The sequence below is a fragment of the Propionivibrio sp. genome, assembly GCF_017995515.1.
In the GTDB taxonomy this organism is placed as follows: Bacteria; Pseudomonadota; Gammaproteobacteria; order Burkholderiales; family Rhodocyclaceae; genus Propionivibrio.
This window is the reverse complement of sequence record NZ_JAGOIT010000034.1, coordinates 1-15,655: the sequence shown is the minus strand read 5'-3', so window position 1 is coordinate 15,655 and position 15,655 is coordinate 1. Positions and strand designations below refer to the sequence as shown.

Sequence of the window (15,655 nt, the reverse complement as noted above, 5' to 3'; positions counted from 1 at the left end):
GAACGACGACATGCGACACATCATTTCAATTCTTCTCGAGAACGAGGCGGGGGCGCTGTCGCGCGTGTCCGGCCTGTTCTCCGCGCGTGGCTACAATATCGAGACGCTGACCGTCGCGCCGACCGAGGACGTCTCGTTGTCCCGCCTGACCATCGTGACCTCGGGCAGCGACGAAGTCATCGAGCAGATTACCAAGCAACTGAACAAGCTGATCGACGTCGTCAAGGTCGTCGATCTTTCTGAAGCCGCGCATATCGAGCGCGAGCTGATGCTCATCAAGGTTCGCGCCACTGGCAAGGACCGCGAGGAAATGAAGCGCATGGCCGACATCTACCGCGGGCGCATCATTGACGTTACCGATTCGACCTACGTCATCGAACTCACCGGTAGCGGTTCCAAGCTCGATTCCTTTATCGAGGCAATCGAAGCGGATCTCATCCTCGAAACCGTCCGTACCGGCGTCAGCGGCATTGGCCGCGGCGACCGCATTCTCAAGGCTTAACCGGGAAGCATTCCGGATCATTCCTACGAAAGGAACACCATGAAGGTTTATTACGACAAGGACGCCGACCTCTCTCTGATCAAGGGCAAGAAGGTCACCATCGTTGGCTACGGTTCGCAAGGCCATGCCCACGCGCAGAATCTGACCGATTCGGGCGTCGAGGTTACGGTCGGTTTGCGCAAGGGTGGCGCTTCATGGAGCAAGGTTGAAAAGGCCGGCATCAAGGTCGAGGAGGTCGCCAAGGCCGTCGAGGGCGCTGACGTCGTGATGATGCTGTTGCCGGACGAAAACATCCCGGCGGTGTACTACAACGACGTCGAGCCGAACATCAAGAAAGGCGCGGCGCTGGCGTTCGCGCACGGCTTCAACGTTCATTACAATCAGGTCGTTCCGCGTGCCGACCTCGACGTCATCATGGTCGCGCCGAAGGGGCCGGGCCACACCGTTCGCTCCGAGTACCTCAAGGGCGGCGGTGTTCCCTCGCTGATCGCCGTGCATCAGGATGTCTCCGGCAAAGCCAAGGACATCGCGCTTTCCTACGCGGCGGCCAACGGCGGCACCAAGGGCGGCGTGATCGAAACCAACTTCCGTGAAGAGACTGAAACCGACCTGTTCGGCGAGCAGGCCGTCCTTTGTGGTGGCGCGGTCGAACTCGTGAAAATGGGCTTCGAAACCTTGGTCGAAGCCGGTTACGCGCCCGAAATGGCCTACTTCGAGTGCCTGCACGAGCTCAAGCTGATCGTCGACCTGATGTACGAAGGCGGCATCGCCAACATGAACTACTCGATCTCGAACAACGCCGAATACGGCGAGTACGTGACCGGCCCGGAAGTCATCAACGAGGAATCGCGCTACGCCATGCGCAACGCGTTGAAGCGCATCCAGAACGGCGACTACGCCAAGATGTTCATCCTCGAAGGCAAGACCAACTATCCGGCAATGACGGCACGGCGTCGTTTGACGGCTGAGCACCAGATCGAAACGGTCGGCGCCAAGCTGCGCGACATGATGCCGTGGATCAAGAAGAACAAGCTCGTCGATCAGTCGAAGAACTGATCAGTCTGTTTGCTTGACGGGAACGGCCTGGCGCGGGGCCTGCGTCTCATCGCAGGCCCCATCGGTCGATAACCCGATTCTGCTTTGGGCGGCGTCATTCCCTGACCCGCCCAAATGCCATCAAGGAGTCAAATGAACTACCCACATCCAATCCTCGCCAAAGAAGGCTGGCCGTTCATCGCGGCGTCGTTCGTGCTCGCTGTGCTGGCATCTTCCGCCGGCTTTTGGGCGCTGCCCTTCTGGGTCGTCTTCCTGTTCTGCGTCCAGTTTTTCCGCGATCCGGCGCGGGTGGTTGCCGGTGGCCCGAAGAGCGTGCTTGCGCCTGCGGATGGTCGCATCGTGGTCGTCGAGGAGGCGGATGACCCCTATCTCAATCGCCGCGCGGTCAAGGTGAGTGTATTCATGAACGTGTTCAACGTGCATTCGAATCGCTCGCCGATCGAGAGCACGGTGCAGCAGAAGTGGTACAAGCCAGGGTCGTTCCTGAATGCCGCGCTCGACAAGGCGTCGCTGGAGAACGAGCGCTGTGCCCTGCACCTCAGAACCAAGGATGGTCGTGACGTCACGTGCGTGCAGATTGCCGGCCTTGTGGCGCGCCGGATACTCAATTATGTGGATGCGGGTGCGGTATTGGCGCCGGGGCAGCGTTACGGCTTCATTCGCTTCGGCTCCCGAGTCGATCTTTATCTGCCGCTTGATAGCAAGGTGAGGGTCGTCATTGGCGAGAAGGTCCAGGCGACGAGCACGGTGCTGGCAGAGCTGTCCTGACCGAGACTGGTTGCCCGCGGCTTGTCCGGCGCTTATCGCTGTCGGACGAAGCAAATCGCTGAACAGAAAAATACCAGTGCGAGCAGAATTTCCGTTCCAGCGAGCAACCGTGCGGTCGTCGTTGCGTCGGTCACGCGCATGACGCCTTCGGTGAAATAGAGAATGATCAGCATTGATGACCACTGATAGGTGTATTTGTCGCCGTGGAGAATTCCACGCAGCGGCAGCAAGAGCGGCAGGCTCTTCAGCACCAGCCATGAGCCGCCGGCCTTGACCGGGGCTAGCTTGAGTTCCCATGCGAGGCAAAGGAAGATCAGCGCGACAAGGCTCGTGCACGCTGCCAGGTAACAGGTTCGTCGGGTTGGCATGGTCGTTCGGGATGCTTCGGGGTTGTCAGGCGGGGAGTGGGTCTTGCTCCGGCTCGATCGAAAAGACCTCGATCAGTCCATTTTGTTCGTTTAGCCGCGTGCTTCTGACTTCGCGCACTTCGATATTCCCCTGTTCGATGACGAGGACGAGTTGTTCGGGGCGTTCATCGAGGAGTCCGCTTGGCGTGATGAGCATCTCGTCTAGGCGTAGTGGCGGCACCCGGGGAAGGATGAGGGCGGGGCGTGGTCCGGTGCTGGCTTGTCCGGATTCGCGCTCTGGCAGGGTGGCGAGCATCGCCGGGATAGCTTCTGTCGCCAGAATCTGCAGTCCGAATTCGAGATGCTCCTGGTTTTCGGAAAGCCCCCAGCGGATGATGCACACCTGCCATTGGCAGCCGGTTTCCGGCTTCAGCGCGACGATGTCGCCCACCGAAACGCCGGAAGTATCTCCGTGGACGTGCATGATCGAGTAGCCGTCAGGGCTTTCGTTGGCGATCATCCAGCTTGATGAGTGAACGTCGACTTCGTCGCTACGGCTGAATAGATTCCAAAGCGACTGGAGTCCTGCGCACAACACCGCGCGATAGTGTTGGCGCCGCCTCGGGAAGCGTCGCTTTCCGGGCGATTCAAGCGATTCTGCGAGACGGTGAAGCGCTCCGCGCCCTGCCGGTGTCCCGGCAAAATCAGGGAGTCCGATACGCTCAGGGGGGACTCCTGAGCGTATGGCGGCCAGTTGTTCCCTTATCAACGTTGCCAAACGATCACAGCTGAAGTTCATGAGTTGCCCCGTCTCCGGAGCGCCTTTCCGCGCGCAGGGCGTGGCAGGAGCGTCGCGTGCAGGGTCGATCCAGAATGATCTGCCGGATAGGTCCTCCTGGTTGTCGGAAACTCGAAGCAAGTTCACGTGCCGGGCGAGAAAGTGCGCAAGAAACCAGGTTTCGCGCGGCGTAAATGCGGCCGGCTGCGCGCAGGCGAGAAGGATGGCGGCAAAGTAAATGTTGTGGCAGTCGAGAAACACGGTGCCATCAGGAGAGGCGCCGATGGCGTACCTGCGAAGGTCGCAGTACGTGCGGTGCAGTTGCTGCCAGATGTCGCTTCCTGCGGGTGCGGCGGTCAGGTCGCTGATCAGCAGGTGCTGCGACAGCGCGCGCATTCGTTGCACAGTCAGGGTGTGCTCGATTTCCCTGGGCTTATGCGACCGCACGGTCGCGTATTCGTGCATCGATTCGAGGTCTTCGGCAAGTGCAGCCAACAGATTCTGCATACCGCGGACAAGCTGTCGCAGCCTTCCGGTCGGCGGAGGCGAGAGGCTGGCGAGTGCGGCAAGCAGCTTTTCGGAGTTTTCGATGATGCGGCCGCCCATTCGCGAAAGCGCGATGTTGCGGCTCTGGCGGTCGGCGTGGCATGACCGCAGCCGCGACAGGAGCGAGACCAGTGCGGGCACCTCTTCCAACAGGCCGGGCCGATCGGGTTGGTCGAGCCAGGTCTCAACCGCGCGCAAGGTTGCCGACGCGTCGCCGGGCGGAGCAATACTGACGGGGCTGGGTGGAGAGTCGGTCATGGGTAAAGCTGGCGTCGGAATAGGCTGATTGTTGCTGCGTCGAGTATAACGGGCGACTGCGGTCTGATGTAATGTGGAACGGAGGTTCCGGGGCGGTTGCTTGCTGCTGGTAAAATGCCAGCTCGAAACATGAGCTTGTTTTTTCGCGCTTTGTTGTTATAATTTCGCCCTTTTTCTGAATTCGGAATCAATCCTATGGTAGTCATTCGTCTCGCTCGTGGTGGCGCGAAAAAGCGCCCGTTCTACAGTGTGGTTGTGGCTGATTCCCGCACCCGTCGTGATGGCCGCTTCGTTGAGCGTATCGGCTTCTACAATCCGATCGCGACGGAAAAGGAAGAAGGTCTGCGCATTGCCCAGGATCGCCTGGCTTACTGGCAGCAGCAGGGTGCACAGCTCTCGCTGACGGTCGCCCGTCTCGTCAAGCAGAGCGCTGCCAAAGCGGCTGCTTAAGGGCTTTATCGCTTGTCGGATGCTGTCGATTCGACCGCTTCGAGCGGGTTTGTGGTTCTCGGCAAGATCGTTGATGCGTATGGCCTGCGCGGGGCCGTCAAGGTGCTTCCGTTTGCAGACGATCCGCTGCGTTGGTCAAAGTTGCTGAATTGGTGGGTCGGTAAGGAAGGAAGTCCCCCCGATACCTGGCAGCAGGTCCGTTTGCTCAAGCGCAAGGTGCATGGTGACGTTCTTGTGGTCGAGTTCGATACCGTGTGCGACCGAAATGCCGCTGAGAGCGTTCGCGGGATGCTCGTTGGCGTGCCGCGTGCGGCGATGCCGGCGGCCGGCGACGATGAGTACTATTGGGCCGACTTGATTGGCATGCAGGTAGTTAACACGCGCGAGCAGAGGTTGGGGAGCGTTGTCGGCCTGATTGAAACGTCGGCTAACGACGTCTTGCGCGTTAGCGATGGCGATGCGCCCGAGCGGCTGTTGCCCTTTGTCGCGTCGGTTGTCCTGGATGTTGATCTGGAGCGGCGGTGTATTCGCGTTGATTGGGAAGCGGATTGGTAAATCCGGTTGATCCAGCTTCGCGGCTGGCGGGGCAATTTGTCGCCGATGTGGTGACGCTGTTCCCGGAGATGTTCGTTGCTCTGTCGCAGTCGGGAATCACCCGGCGGGCGTTGGAGGAAAACCGCTGGAGTCTGGATTTCTGGAATCCGCGGGATTTTACGAAGGATGCGCATCGTACGGTCGATGACCGTCCTTACGGCGGTGGTCCGGGAATGGTGATGATGGTGGAGCCGCTGGAAGCGGCGATTTCCTCGGCCAAGGCCCGGCAGTCAGCATGTGGGCTGCGGTCGAGTCGCGTTGTGTATCTATCGCCGCAAGGCGCGCCGCTGACGCATCAGCGTGTGATGCGGTTTGTGGCAAGCGCGCAGGAGGAAGGACTGATTCTCCTCTGCGGGCGTTATGAAGGGATCGACGAACGCTTGATCGAGCGCTGCGTCGATGAAGAAATATCGATCGGTGATTTCGTGCTGTCTGGTGGTGAAATCCCCGCAATGGCGTTGTTGGACGCTGTTGTCAGGCAGTTGCCGGGCGTCTTGAACGACGCCGATTCGGCGGTACAGGATTCGTTTGTCGCGGGCCTGCTGGACTGCCCGCACTATACGCGGCCGGAGGAATACGCTGGTCAGCGGGTGCCGGATGTGTTGTTATCCGGTCACCACGAAGCGATTCGTCGCTGGCGGCTGAAACAGTCGCTGGGGCGGACGTGGCAGCGCCGGCCCGATTTGCTGGACGGGCGGACGTTGTCGAGAGAGGAAACGCAACTCCTGGGGCAGTTTCAGGAGCAATGCGGTCAGGAAACCAAAAAGGAGTCTTAAAATGAATCTGATAGCGCAACTCGAGCAAGAAGAAATTGCCCGCTTGGGCAAGACCATTCCGGAATTCGCCCCGGGCGATACGGTGGTCGTGCAGGTCAAGGTCAAGGAAGGCACGCGCGAGCGTCTCCAGGCCTACGAGGGCGTCGTCATCGCCAAGCGCAACCGTGGGCTGAATTCCAGCTTCATCGTGCGCAAGATCTCGTCCGGCGAGGGCGTCGAGCGTACGTTCCAGACCTATTCGCCGCTGGTTGCTGCGATCGAAGTGAAGCGTCGTGGCGATGTCCGCCGCGCCAAGCTCTACTACCTCCGCGAGCGTTCGGGCAAGTCGGCGCGTATCAAGGAAAAGCTGACGCGCAAGCAGAAGGACTAAGTTCCTCTTTGCGTAGAAAAAAAACGGGGCGGTGTCGAAAGACTCTGCCCCGTTTCTGTTTATGGCCGTGGATTTCCGAATGGGCTCGAACGGACCTGCTATGGCTTTTGCTTGACCTTCTCGATCAGCGCGTACGCGGAATGGTTGTGGATCGACTCGAAGTTCTCCGACTCGATCACATAGGAGTGGATACGCGGTTCAGCGTTGAGGCGCGCGGCGACGTCGCGCACCATGTCCTCGACGAACTTGGGGTTGTCGTAGGCGCGTTCGGTGACGTGTTTTTCGTCCGGACGTTTGAGCAGGCCGTAAAGCTCGCAGGAGGCTTCCGACTCGACGAGTTGAACGATCTCTTCGATCCAGACGAGCTTGTTGAGGCGGGCGGTGACCGTGACGTGCGAGCGCTGGTTGTGCGCGCCACGTTCGGAAATCTTTTTCGAGCAGGGGCAGAGGCTGGTGACCGGGACGACGACCTTGACCGTCGAGGCGATCTCGCCATGGCAGATTTCGCCGGTCAGCGTGACGTCGTAGTCCATCAGGCTTTGCACGCCGGAGACCGGCGCTGACTTGTTGATGAAGTAGGGGAAATTCATCTCGATGTGCCCGGTTTCGGCTTCCAGCTTCTTGACCATGTCGCGCAGCATGCTCGGGAAGTTCTCGATCGAAATCTCGCGCTCGTGGCTGTTGAGGATTTCGACGAAGCGCGACATGTGCGTGCCCTTGAAGTTGTGCGGCAGGCCGACGTACATGTTGAAGACGGCGATCGTGTGCTGGACGCCGCCCGTCCGGTCGAGGACGCGCACCGGGTGCCGGATCGACTTGATGCCGACGCGATTGATGGCGATCTGCCGGGTGTCGGCCGAACTCTGCACGTCCGCCATCGAGGCGGGCTGTTGCGAGGCGTGTGGGGCGTTCATTGCGGATCCTGTGATTCGTTAGCGGTTACTGGTTGGCGGCGAGGCGTTCGTCTGGCGCGAAGGCGGCGTGCTCGCGCGCGGCGCGGACGATGCCGTCACCGTCGAGGCCGATCTCGGCGAGAAGGCGTGCCTGGTCGCCATGGTCGATGAAGCGATCGGGGATGCCGAGGCGCACGAGGTGCGCCGGACTGTCGATTTCCTCGAGCACGCGGGCAACTTCGGCACCGGCGCCGCCGATCAAGGCGTTTTCTTCGACGCTGATCAGCAGCGAATGTTCCGCGGCGAGCCCGATGATCAGCTCGCGATCGATCGGCTTGACGAAACGCATGTTGGCGACGGTGGCGTCGAGTTCCTCCGCGGCTTCGAGGCACGGGCTCAGCATGCTGCCGAAGGCGAGCAGTGCGATACTTCGGCCGCGACGGCGGATTTCGCCCTTGCCGACGGGTAGCGCGCTGAGTTGTTTCTCGGTGGCAACGCCGGGCCCGCCACCGCGCGGATAGCGCACGGCACTCGGCCCGTCGATGCGATACGCCGTGGTCAGCATCTTCCGGCACTCATCCTCGTCGGAAGGCGTCATGATCACCAGGTTCGGGATGCAGGTGAGGTACGAGAGGTCGAAGGTGCCGTGGTGCGTCGGGCCGTCGGCGCCGACCAGGCCGCCGCGGTCGAGTGCGAAGACGACCGGCAGGTTCTGCAGCGCGACGTCGTGCAGCAATTGATCGTAGCCCCGCTGCAGGAAGGTCGAATAGATTGCGAGCACCGGGCGCATCCCCTCGCAGGCGAGACCCGCTGCGAACGTAACGGCGTGCTGCTCGGCGATGCCGACGTCGAAGTACCGCTCGGGGAAGCGTTCGGCAAAACGGATCATGCCCGAGCCTTCGCCCATCGCCGGCGTGATGGCGACGAGTTTGGGGTCGGCCGCGGCCATGTCGCACAGCCAATCGCCGAAGATTTGCGTGTAGTTTGGCTTGCCGCCGCCTTTGCCGCCTTCGATGCCGAGTTCAGGCTGGAATTTCGAGACGCCGTGATAGAGGATGGGGTCGGCTTCGGCGAGCTTGTAGCCCTGTCCCTTCCTGGTGATGACGTGCAGGAACTGCGGCCCCTTGAGCTTTTGCAGGTTCTGCAGCGTCGGGATCAGCGAATCGAGGTCGTGGCCGTCGATCGGCCCGATGTAGTTGAAACCGAGCTCCTCGAACAGCGTTCCCGGCGTCAGCATGCCCTTGACGTGTTCTTCGACGCGATTGGCGAACTCGAGCAGCGACGGCGAGACGGCGAGGACTTTTTCCCCGGCTTTGCGCGCGGCGTTGAAGGTGCCGCCCGAGAACAGCCGCGCAAGATACTTGTTGAGCGCGCCGACCGGCGGCGAGATCGACATGTCGTTATCGTTGAGGATGACGAGCATGTTGGCGTCGGCGACACCCGCGTTGTTCAAGGCTTCGAAGGACTGCCCGGCCGACATCGCGCCGTCGCCGATGATGGCGACCGTGTTGCGGTTCTCACCCTTGAGTTTGGCGCCGAGCGCCATGCCGAGCGCGGCGGAAATTGAAGTCGACGAGTGGCCGACGCCGAAGGTGTCGTAGCGGCTCTCGCTGCGCTTCGGGAAGCCCGAGACGCCACCGTGCGTGCGCAGTCGGGCCATGCCTTCACGCCGGCCGGTGAGCACCTTGTGCGCGTAGGTCTGGTGGCCGACGTCCCAGACGAGACGGTCGTCCGGTGTATCAAACACGTAGTGCAGGGCGATGGTCAGTTCGACCGTACCGAGATTCGAGGAGAGGTGGCCTCCGGTTTTCGATACCGATTCGACGAGAAAGCCGCGCAATTCCTCGGCAAGCTGTGGCAGCTGTTTGCGCTCCAGCCGGCGGAGGTCCGCCGGCGACTGAATGGTGTCGAGAAGAGGATAAGCAATCATTTTGTTCGGAGTCTGACGTAAATCGTGGCAAGCGGCCGGATACGATGGCCGACCGTTTCGCTAGAACTTGCGGTGGGTAATGAAGTTGGTCAACTCGATCAGGCGACCGCTGCGCTCGCCAAATGGTGTGAGCGCATCGATTGCCTCGCCGCGCAGCGATTCGGCGAACTCGCGTGCGCGCTCAAGTCCCATCAGGCTGACGTAGGTCGGTTTGTCCGCGGCCGCGTCTTTCCCGGCAGTCTTGCCCAAGGTTGCGGTGCTTGCGGTGCAATCGAGAATGTCGTCTACCACCTGGAACAGCAGGCCAGCGCGCTTGGCGAAGCGGTCGAGCGATTCGCGCATTTCGGTGGTCATGGCGTCGCCGCACAGGGCACCGAGCATGATGGCCGCGCGGATCAGAGCGCCAGTCTTTAGCGCGTGCATCAGTTCGAGTTCGGGCTGGTTCAGCGCGTGGCCGACCGACGCGAGGTCGATCGCCTGGCCGCCGGCCATGCCGCAGGAACCGCTGGCGTGGGCGAGCAGACGGACCATTTCGATGCGCCGCTCGGCGCTCCCCAATTCTTCGCGCGTCAGCAGTTCGAACGCGAGCGATTGCAGGCTGTCGCCGACCAGGAGCGCGGTCGGTTCATCGTACTCGACGTGGCAGGTCGGGCGGCCGCGCCGCAGCACGTCGTCGTCCATGCAGGGCAGATCGTCGTGAACCAGCGAGTAGGCGTGGATCAGTTCGACGGCACAGGAGGCGATTTCGATTCGTTCCTCCGGACTCTGCGTCAGTTCGCCGGCGGCGAACGCGAGCAGCGGGCGGATGCGTTTCCCTCCGCCCAGGCTGGCGTAGCGCATCGCCTGATGCAATCGGGCCGGGATCGCTTCGGCCGCCGGGAGTCGGTGCGCGAGCGCGCTTTCCACGCGTGTTTGAATGCCGTGCATCCAGTCGGGAAATGCGACGCTCATCGCGAACCTCCTGCGCTGACGTCGAAATCTCGGAGTACGCCGTTTTCGAGAATCTGGATCTTGCTTTCGGCGTCGCCCAGTTGCTGCTGACAATGCTTGAGCAGTTCGCTGCCGCGACGATAGGCGGCAATCGATTCTTCGAGCGGGAGACGCCCGCCTTCCATGCTCTGGACAATCTGTTCCAGTTCGGCGAGTGCGGCCTCAAATTTCAGTTCGCTGACCGCGGGTTCCGCGGGCTTGGAGACCGCATTTCCGCTCGTGTCGGCAGGGTTGGATCGCGCCATGAAGACAACTCTGAATAAACGACGGAAAATAGCTCAAGCGGGCGCCTCGGTCAAATGAAAACGGCCTCGAATGCAGGGTTGGGCCATGAAGGGAGGCCCGAATGCGCATAGAATTGCGGGTTTTCCGACATCGACTGACCATGCAATCGCTCTGGATGATTGCGGCCAGCTTCCTTTTCGCCAGCATGGGCGTTTGCGTGAAGCTCGCGGCCGAGACCTTCCCGCCTTCCGAGATCGTCTTCTATCGCAGTTTCATCTCGTTCCTGATGATGCTGCCGGTCGTTCGGCTGCACGGCGTGTCGCTGGCGACGCCGCATTGGCGCTTTCAGCTCTGGCGCAGCGCGGCCGGGTTCGTCTCTCTGCTGCTCTATTTTTACGCGATCTTCCTCCTGCCGCTGGCGACTGCGGCGACGCTGGCCTACACGTCGCCGCTCTTTCTGGCGATCTACCTCGGCTGCTTTCGCAAGATGCATCTGCGGCGCGGGATGGTGGTCGCGCTGACGATCGGTTTTGCCGGCGTCGCGTTGTTGCTGCGGCCGACGCTGCACGCCGAACAATGGCTTGGTGGTGTGATCGGGCTCGGCAGCGGCATGTTGTCGGGCCTGGCGTTCTACAACATCAAGGAGCTCAGCGAACGGGGCGAGCCGGAAGCGCGTACCGTGTTCTATTTTTCGCTGTTCTCGACGCTCGCCAGCGGGCTCTGGATGCTGCTCTACGAGTTCCATCCGCTCGATCTGCGCGGCGGACTGCTGATGTTCGGTGTCGGCGGATTCGCCACCGCGGCGCAGCTGGCGATGACGCGTGCCTACACGCGCGGCAATACGCTTGTTTCGGCCAGCCTTGCGTATTCAACGGTGATTTTCGCGAGCCTTTTCGGTATGCTGTTCTGGCAGGAGACGCTTTCGCCGGGTGCCTGGTTGGCGGTAGCGCTGATCATCGCCAGCGGTCTCGTCTCCACGTGGTTTTCGCGGGCGAATCCGGCCGAGCAGGACTGATGCGACGCCAACGCCCTGGAAACACAACCGAGAAGAGGAGTCTGCCATGATCGTGATCCAGCAAGAGCCGCGGCGCGTTGTCGTCAATGTCTATGGCGAATTTACCTTGGCCGATTACAAGGAATTCGAAGACATGGTCAACTACAAGGTCAAGTTCGAGGGCCCGGTCGATCTGCTCTTCGATCTGCGCGAAATGATCGACTTCACGCTCGATGTGGCCTGGGAGGACATCGTGTTTTCGCGCGCCCACGCCGACGATTTCACCCGGGTGGCTGTGCTGACCGACAGCCAGTGGGTCGCGTGGAGCACGTGGTTGTCGAAGTTCGTCATCAGCGCCGAACTGCGCGTTTTTGGTGAAGAGGATGAGGCTCGGGCATGGCTCGACGAGGGCTTGGGTCTGGAGGGAACCGCATGAGTTTTTCGACCGTCGTCAATTGTGTGACGCTGGCTGAGCACCTGAACGACCCGACCTGGCGCGTCTTCGATTGCCGTCACCTCCTATCGGATGTGGGCTACGGCGAAAAAGTGTACGCCGAGGGGCATCTTCCCGGCGCTTTCTTCCTGCACCTTGATCGCGACCTGTCCGGTCCGATGAACGGCGCGAATGGACGCCACCCCTTGCCGGACCCGCAGGCGTTCGCGCGCAAGCTCGCCGCGGCGGGCGTCTCGGCGACGACGCAGGTTGTCGTATACGACGACGCGGGCGGCATGATCGCCGGCCGCCCGTGGTGGCTGCTGCGCTGGATCGGGCACGAGCGCGTCGCCCTGCTCGACGGCGGCATCAATCAATGGATCAGGGAAGATCGGGAGCTCTCCACCGAAGTGCCACACTCGGCGCACGCGGATCTCGACGTTAATCTGCACGACTGGGTCGTGACGACCGAGGATGTCCATGGCAATCTCGATCGGCAGGCGTTCTGCGTCGTCGATGCGCGCGGGCCGGACCGCTTCCGCGGCGAGAACGAGACGATGGATCCGATTGGTGGCCATATCCCCGGCGCGCGCAACCGCTTCTTTCGCGACAACCTCGATGCCGATGGCTGTTTCCGCCCGGCTGCCGAGCTGCGCCGCGAGTTTTTCGCCTTGCTGGCCGGCGTCGAACCCGCGCAAGCCGTCATGCAGTGCGGCTCCGGCGTGACGGCCTGCCACAACCTCCTGGCGATGGAAATCGCCGGCCTGCACGGCGCGAAGCTTTACGCCGGGTCGTGGAGCGAGTGGTGCAGCGATCCGGCGCGGCCGGTGGCGCGCTAGTCCTGATCAGCCCCGCGCGCCGAGCAGCAGCGCCATCACGCAGTCGGTCAGTTGGTCGAGCGATTGCCCGCCATCGGCGCGATACCACTGCGGCGTCCAGTTGAGCATGCCGAAGAGCAGCAGGCGCACCGGCGGCTGCGCGCTGTTCAGCTGGCCTGCCGCGGCGAGCGCGTCGAGCGTCTCCTGCCACGGTTTCTGGTAGCGATCGGTGATCGCCGCGATCTCGGCGCGCGCCGCCGCGTCGAGGGAGCGCGATTCGAAGAGCAGCAGCGGCGCTTCGCATTCGCCTTCGAGCAGATTGCCGAGGTGCGTCCGGATCAGCACGCGCAGCCGCAGCGCCGGGTCGTCGATGCCTTCGATGGCGGACAGCAGGCTGCGATAACCCGTTTCCAGCCCCTCGGCCATCGCGGCCTTGAGCAGATCCTGTTTGCTGCGGAAATGATAGAACGGGCTGCCGGAACGCATGCCGGCGGCGTCGGCGATGTCGCGCGTCGTCGTCGCTTCGAAGCCCTTGTCAACGAACAGGCGCGCGGCGGTGCGCAACAATTCCTCGCGCCGGCTGGCGTCGCCTGGCGTGTTCGAATTGGGCGATCCCGGCTTGCGTCCGCGTCGCATAATCAAAGACTCGCCGCCAGCCGCGTACCCTGGTCGATGGCGCGCTTGGCGTCGAGTTCGGATGCAACATCGGCGCCGCCGATCAGGCTCACGCTAATGCCGGCGGCCTCCAGCGGCGCCTGCAACTCGCGCTGCGATTCCTGGCCGGCGCAGACGACGATGGTGTCGACCGGCAAGGCCTTCGCTTGGCCATTAACAGTGATGTGCAACCCGGCATCGTCGATGCGTTCGTAGCTCACGCCGGCGATCATCTCCACGCCACGTTTCTTCAACAGCGTGCGGCGTATCCAGCCGGTCGTCTTGGCCAGCCCGTCGCCGACCTTCGACGACTTGCGCTGCAGCAGATAAACCTGGCGCGGCGAGTCTTCGCTGTGCGGTGTCTTGAGTCCGCCGCGATTGGCGTAGGTGCGATCGATTCCCCACTCGTCGTTGAAGCGGTCCACCTCGGCGACGTTGTCATGCACGTGCGTCAGGAATTCGCCAACGTCGAAGCCGATGCCGCCGGCGCCGATGACGGCGACTGACTTCCCCGCCAATTTTTGGCCTTCGATGATCTCGATATAGGTGGCGACCTTGGCGCTGTCGATGCCCGGAATCGGCGGTTTGCGCGGTACGATCCCGGTAGCCAGCACGACGTGGTCGAAACCACCGGTGCGCAATGCGTCCGCGTCGACGCGCTGATCGAGCTTGAGCATGACACCGCTTGTTTCGATGCGGCGGCGGAAGTAACGCAGCGTCTCGTTGAAATCCTCCTTGCCGGGAATGTGCTTGGCCAGATTGAACTGGCCGCCGATGCGATCCGCGGCGTCGAAGAGCGTGACGTCGTGCCCACGTTCGGCGGCGGTTGTCGCACAAGCGAGGCCGGCCGGCCCGGCGCCGACGACGGCGATCTTCTTGCGCGCCGCCGCCTTGGCGATCACCAGCTCGGTCTCGTGGCAGGCGCGCGGATTGACGAGGCAGGAGGTCAGCTTGCCGTTGAAAATGTGGTCGAGGCAGGCCTGATTGCAGGCGATGCAGGTGTTGATCTCGTCGCCCCGGTGGGCAGCGGCCTTGTTGACGAATTCGGGGTCGGCGAGGAAGGGGCGGGCCATCGACACCATGTCGGCGCAGCGGCTGGCAAGCACGTCTTCGGCGATCTCGGGCGTGTTGATGCGGTTGGTCGTGACGAGCGGGATCTTTACCTCGCCTTTCAGCCGCTGCGTCACCCAGGCGAAGGCGGCGTGCGGGACCATCGTGGCAATCGTCGGAATGCGCGCTTCGTGCCAGCCGATGCCCGTGTTGATGATCGTCGCGCCGGCGGCTTCGATCGCCTTGGCGAGCTGGACGACTTCGCCCCACGTGCTGCCGCCCTCGACGAGGTCGAGCATCGACAGGCGGAAGACGATGATGAATTTCGGCCCGACCTTTTCGCGCGTCGCGCGCACGATTTCGACGGCGAAGCGGATGCGGTTTTCAAAGCTGCCGCCCCATTCGTCGGTCCGGTGGTTCGTCTGCGGGGCGATGAACTGATTGATCAGGTAGCCCTCCGAGCCCATGATCTCGACGCCGTCGTAGCCGGCCTTCTGCGCCAGACGCGCGCAGCGCGCGTAGTCGCCGATCGTCTTGCGGATGCCCCAACCGGTCAGTGCGCGCGGCTTGAAGCGGTTGATCGGCGCGCGCAGGCTCGACGGTGCGACGTTGAGCGGGTGGTAACCGTAGCGGCCGGTGTGCAGGATCTGCAGCGCGATCTTGCCGCCCGCCGCGTGCACGGCGTCAGTGACGATCCGGTGCTTGGCCACCTGCCAGGGGAAGCTCAGCTGCGAGCCAAAGTGATAAACCCGCCCGGCCAGGTTCGGCGAGAAACCGCCGGTGACGATCAGCCCGACGCCGCCGCGCGCACGTTCGGCATAGAAGGCGGCCATGCGCTCGAAGCCGTTTTTCTCTTCCTCCAGTCCGGTGTGCATCGAACCCATCAAGGTGCGGTTGCGCAAGGTGGTAAAGCCGAGGTCGAGCGGGGCGAGCAGGTGCGGGTAAGGCGAAGTTGGGGGATGGATGGACATTCTTGCGGACTCCTTCAAACGAGTTTCAGAAAGTGCTTGCGGGGTCGTAGCGTCGATTAAATTAAAGGCAAGCAAACGCTTGGTTAATTATTGGGCGCAATCCGGGAAAAAGGCAAGGCCGGTTGATCCTGAAAAACTCAGTTCTTCACCGCAAAGGCGCAAATATCGCAAAGGTTCGCAAAGAAAATCAAAGCGTTACGCGAACAGCACCTATCTTCCATCGCCACCCACAGGGTGAATGGTCAAGTACGA

Annotated in this window: 18 protein-coding genes; 10 read left to right on the top strand and 8 right to left on the bottom strand. The window is 62.1% G+C overall.

Annotated features, from left to right (window positions below; genetic code table 11):
• Positions 1-10: 10 nt before the first annotated feature.
• The 3 genes from ilvN (at position 11) to KBA32_RS07580 (ending at position 2,326) form a co-directional block, all read left to right on the top strand.
• A complete protein-coding gene (gene ilvN / locus KBA32_RS07590) occupies positions 11-502 on the top strand; it encodes an acetolactate synthase small subunit (RefSeq protein WP_294357125.1) in 492 nt (163 codons plus the stop codon).
• 39 nt (positions 503-541) lie between these two features.
• Positions 542-1,558 carry a ketol-acid reductoisomerase gene (ilvC, locus tag KBA32_RS07585; RefSeq protein ID WP_294357123.1) on the top strand — a complete coding sequence of 339 codons (1,017 nt, stop codon included), beginning with the start codon at positions 542-544 and terminating at the stop codon, positions 1,556-1,558.
• Positions 1,559-1,690: 132 nt separating this feature from the next.
• Positions 1,691-2,326 (top strand): phosphatidylserine decarboxylase, encoded by a 636-nt coding sequence (locus KBA32_RS07580; RefSeq protein WP_294357121.1) that lies wholly within the window; start codon positions 1,691-1,693, stop codon positions 2,324-2,326.
• Between the two features lie 32 nt (positions 2,327-2,358).
• On the opposite strand, the gene KBA32_RS07575 is transcribed toward KBA32_RS07580, so the two are convergent.
• Both KBA32_RS07575 and KBA32_RS07570 read right to left on the bottom strand, forming a co-directional pair.
• On the bottom strand, positions 2,359-2,694 hold the full coding sequence (locus KBA32_RS07575; protein WP_294357119.1) for a DUF2069 domain-containing protein: 336 nt from the start codon (positions 2,692-2,694) through the stop codon (positions 2,359-2,361).
• 25 nt (positions 2,695-2,719) lie between these two features.
• Complete coding sequence (locus KBA32_RS07570) at positions 2,720-4,255, bottom strand: hypothetical protein (RefSeq protein ID WP_294357117.1); 1,536 nt, start codon at positions 4,253-4,255, stop codon at positions 2,720-2,722.
• 195 nt (positions 4,256-4,450) lie between these two features.
• Here KBA32_RS07570 and rpsP point away from each other — a divergent pair, with 195 nt between their 5' ends.
• From rpsP to rplS, 4 genes are read left to right on the top strand one after another with little or no spacing between them, the layout of a single operon-like run.
• Positions 4,451-4,705, top strand: coding sequence for a 30S ribosomal protein S16 (gene rpsP / locus KBA32_RS07565; protein ID WP_294357114.1), 255 nt, complete (start codon positions 4,451-4,453; stop codon positions 4,703-4,705).
• A 12-nt stretch (positions 4,706-4,717) separates the two neighbouring features.
• Complete coding sequence (gene rimM, locus KBA32_RS07560; RefSeq protein WP_294357112.1) at positions 4,718-5,260, top strand: ribosome maturation factor RimM; 543 nt, start codon at positions 4,718-4,720, stop codon at positions 5,258-5,260.
• The gene (gene trmD / locus KBA32_RS07555) at positions 5,254-6,075 is read left to right on the top strand and encodes a tRNA (guanosine(37)-N1)-methyltransferase TrmD (RefSeq protein ID WP_294357110.1); all 822 of its coding nucleotides are present in this window, start codon (positions 5,254-5,256) and stop codon (positions 6,073-6,075) included. The genes rimM and trmD overlap by 7 nt, the downstream gene beginning before the upstream one ends.
• A 1-nt stretch (position 6,076) precedes the next feature.
• Entirely contained in the window at positions 6,077-6,445 is a 369-nt protein-coding gene (gene rplS / locus KBA32_RS07550) for a 50S ribosomal protein L19 (RefSeq protein WP_294357108.1), read from the top strand.
• 98 nt (positions 6,446-6,543) lie between these two features.
• Here the strand turns inward: rplS and folE2 are convergent, their stop codons facing one another.
• The 4 genes from folE2 to KBA32_RS07530 are packed head-to-tail and all read right to left on the bottom strand — an operon-like array spanning position 6,544 to position 10,503.
• Positions 6,544-7,359 (bottom strand): GTP cyclohydrolase FolE2, encoded by an 816-nt coding sequence (gene folE2 / locus KBA32_RS07545; RefSeq protein ID WP_294357106.1) that lies wholly within the window; start codon positions 7,357-7,359, stop codon positions 6,544-6,546.
• Between the two features lie 25 nt (positions 7,360-7,384).
• Positions 7,385-9,268: a 1-deoxy-D-xylulose-5-phosphate synthase gene (gene dxs / locus KBA32_RS07540; RefSeq protein ID WP_294357104.1), complete on the bottom strand. Its 1,884-nt coding sequence runs from the start codon at positions 9,266-9,268 to the stop codon at positions 7,385-7,387.
• A gap of 60 nt (positions 9,269-9,328) precedes the next feature.
• Positions 9,329-10,219, bottom strand: coding sequence for a polyprenyl synthetase family protein (locus KBA32_RS07535; RefSeq protein WP_294357102.1), 891 nt, complete (start codon positions 10,217-10,219; stop codon positions 9,329-9,331).
• Positions 10,216-10,503: an exodeoxyribonuclease VII small subunit gene (locus KBA32_RS07530; protein WP_294357100.1), complete on the bottom strand. Its 288-nt coding sequence runs from the start codon at positions 10,501-10,503 to the stop codon at positions 10,216-10,218. The genes KBA32_RS07535 and KBA32_RS07530 overlap by 4 nt, the downstream gene beginning before the upstream one ends.
• Before the next feature lie 101 nt (positions 10,504-10,604).
• Here KBA32_RS07530 and KBA32_RS07525 point away from each other — a divergent pair, with 101 nt between their 5' ends.
• From KBA32_RS07525 to KBA32_RS07515, 3 genes are read left to right on the top strand one after another with little or no spacing between them, the layout of a single operon-like run.
• Positions 10,605-11,498, top strand: coding sequence for a DMT family transporter (locus KBA32_RS07525; RefSeq protein ID WP_294357098.1), 894 nt, complete (start codon positions 10,605-10,607; stop codon positions 11,496-11,498).
• A 46-nt stretch (positions 11,499-11,544) separates the two neighbouring features.
• The gene (locus KBA32_RS07520; RefSeq protein WP_294357097.1) at positions 11,545-11,913 is read left to right on the top strand and encodes an STAS/SEC14 domain-containing protein; all 369 of its coding nucleotides are present in this window, start codon (positions 11,545-11,547) and stop codon (positions 11,911-11,913) included.
• Entirely contained in the window at positions 11,910-12,749 is an 840-nt protein-coding gene (locus KBA32_RS07515) for a sulfurtransferase (protein WP_294357096.1), read from the top strand. The genes KBA32_RS07520 and KBA32_RS07515 overlap by 4 nt, the downstream gene beginning before the upstream one ends.
• 6 nt (positions 12,750-12,755) lie before the next feature.
• On the opposite strand, the gene KBA32_RS07510 is transcribed toward KBA32_RS07515, so the two are convergent.
• The gene (locus tag KBA32_RS07510; protein WP_294357095.1) at positions 12,756-13,364 is read right to left on the bottom strand and encodes a TetR/AcrR family transcriptional regulator; all 609 of its coding nucleotides are present in this window, start codon (positions 13,362-13,364) and stop codon (positions 12,756-12,758) included.
• A 2-nt stretch (positions 13,365-13,366) separates the two neighbouring features.
• The gene (locus KBA32_RS07505) at positions 13,367-15,403 is read right to left on the bottom strand and encodes an FAD-dependent oxidoreductase (RefSeq protein WP_294357093.1); all 2,037 of its coding nucleotides are present in this window, start codon (positions 15,401-15,403) and stop codon (positions 13,367-13,369) included.
• Between the last annotated feature and the right edge of the window lie 252 nt (positions 15,404-15,655).

Coding starts and splice junctions, on each gene's coding strand:
- KBA32_RS07575 (WP_294357119.1), bottom strand. CDS start 2,694: ATGCCAACCCGACGAACCTGTTACCTGGCAGCGTGCACGAGCCTTGTC.
- KBA32_RS07525 (WP_294357098.1), top strand. CDS start 10,605: ATGCGCATAGAATTGCGGGTTTTCCGACATCGACTGACCATGCAATCG.
- KBA32_RS07520 (WP_294357097.1), top strand. CDS start 11,545: ATGATCGTGATCCAGCAAGAGCCGCGGCGCGTTGTCGTCAATGTCTAT.
- folE2 (WP_294357106.1), bottom strand. CDS start 7,359: ATGAACGCCCCACACGCCTCGCAACAGCCCGCCTCGATGGCGGACGTG.
- rplS (WP_294357108.1), top strand. CDS start 6,077: ATGAATCTGATAGCGCAACTCGAGCAAGAAGAAATTGCCCGCTTGGGC.
- rpsP (WP_294357114.1), top strand. CDS start 4,451: ATGGTAGTCATTCGTCTCGCTCGTGGTGGCGCGAAAAAGCGCCCGTTC.
- KBA32_RS07505 (WP_294357093.1), bottom strand. CDS start 15,403: ATGTCCATCCATCCCCCAACTTCGCCTTACCCGCACCTGCTCGCCCCG.
- KBA32_RS07530 (WP_294357100.1), bottom strand. CDS start 10,503: ATGGCGCGATCCAACCCTGCCGACACGAGCGGAAATGCGGTCTCCAAG.
- KBA32_RS07510 (WP_294357095.1), bottom strand. CDS start 13,364: ATGCGACGCGGACGCAAGCCGGGATCGCCCAATTCGAACACGCCAGGC.
- KBA32_RS07570 (WP_294357117.1), bottom strand. CDS start 4,255: ATGACCGACTCTCCACCCAGCCCCGTCAGTATTGCTCCGCCCGGCGAC.
- KBA32_RS07535 (WP_294357102.1), bottom strand. CDS start 10,219: ATGAGCGTCGCATTTCCCGACTGGATGCACGGCATTCAAACACGCGTG.
- KBA32_RS07515 (WP_294357096.1), top strand. CDS start 11,910: ATGAGTTTTTCGACCGTCGTCAATTGTGTGACGCTGGCTGAGCACCTG.
- ilvN (WP_294357125.1), top strand. CDS start 11: ATGCGACACATCATTTCAATTCTTCTCGAGAACGAGGCGGGGGCGCTG.
- KBA32_RS07580 (WP_294357121.1), top strand. CDS start 1,691: ATGAACTACCCACATCCAATCCTCGCCAAAGAAGGCTGGCCGTTCATC.
- ilvC (WP_294357123.1), top strand. CDS start 542: ATGAAGGTTTATTACGACAAGGACGCCGACCTCTCTCTGATCAAGGGC.
- dxs (WP_294357104.1), bottom strand. CDS start 9,268: ATGATTGCTTATCCTCTTCTCGACACCATTCAGTCGCCGGCGGACCTC.